Origin of the sequence: Asticcacaulis sp. W401b (assembly GCF_046503825.1) — a bacterium.
In the GTDB taxonomy this organism is placed as follows: Bacteria; Pseudomonadota; Alphaproteobacteria; order Caulobacterales; family Caulobacteraceae; genus Asticcacaulis.
Window position 1 is genome coordinate 1 of record NZ_JBKFEE010000057.1, and the last position, 961, is coordinate 961.

The 961-nt window shown below is 57.0% G+C and carries 1 protein-coding gene and 1 pseudogene; one reads left to right on the forward strand and one right to left on the reverse strand.

Going from position 1 to position 961, the window contains the following annotated elements:
* Positions 1–142: 142 nt before the first annotated feature.
* Entirely contained in the window at positions 143–538 is a 396-nt protein-coding gene (locus ACK8OE_RS20845) for a WbqC family protein (protein WP_410274228.1), read from the reverse strand.
* Positions 539–688: 150 nt separating this feature from the next.
* Here ACK8OE_RS20845 and ACK8OE_RS20850 point away from each other — a divergent pair.
* Positions 689–961: pseudogene (locus tag ACK8OE_RS20850) on the forward strand (IS21 family transposase); the annotation flags it as partial.

Sequence of the window (961 nt, forward strand, 5' to 3'; positions counted from 1 at the left end):
GCTCAGCATGGGCAAAGCCATATGGCTATCATGAGCCTGCCCGGCTGTCAGTTCTATAGCGGCGACGGGTCATGAAAACGGCCTCCAAATCAGTGGATGTGTATGACAGCTTGAAAACCCGTTTTATGAGTTTACTGCCTAATTATGAGCTCATGTTCTGAGCCTGTATGATTTGGCAGGCCTTGAGCCTTTCCTTCACACCGTCGATACCGGTGAACATCAGCACATCAATAATGGACAGGGAGGATTCAAAATCCGCCCTTTGCTGGTCGTAGACCCTCTCATCCATCTTAAGAAAGTTCAGTTCCATGTTGCGGGCCTGGAAACGGTCGGCTCTGTAAAGCGCGGCACCGCCTATGGGGTTGATATAGGTTCTGGCCCCGATTTGGTGTCCGACCTCAAGTGACCAGTCCCCGGCCTCCCTTATGTTTGTGTAGTCGAAGCCACCGGAGGATTGCACGCGCAGCCGTGCGGAGAGTCCCAGTTCATGGCACACAAGCCCGATGATTGCAGATTCCGGGATGATCGCGCGCGGGATTCCGACATGATGGCGCGCAGCATTCCGAGATGATGGCGCGCACCCATTCCGACATTATCCCGCGCAGTTGTGGGCTGAGGTTGGCAGCGTCCGTTGGTGGTTAATTCGCTCCTTTTTCAGGAGCGGATGATGCCCACGGAGAGAGTAGCCATGCGCCGCGTGCGCGAGATTTTGCTGCTTAAGTTTGAAGCCCATCTGAGCGGCCGCGAAGTTGCGCGTCGATCAGGAATGGGAGAGACAACCGTCAGGGAAATGCTGAAGCGGTTCGAAGCCACGGGACTGGACTGGCCGCTTTCGGCGTCGGTGACGGATGCGGAACTGGAACAGCGGCTTTACGGCAGGGCCGCGACGCGGCAAGGGCAGCGTCGGCGCTCGGAACCTGACTGGGCGGCGATCCACCGGGAGCTCAAGAAGAAGCATGTC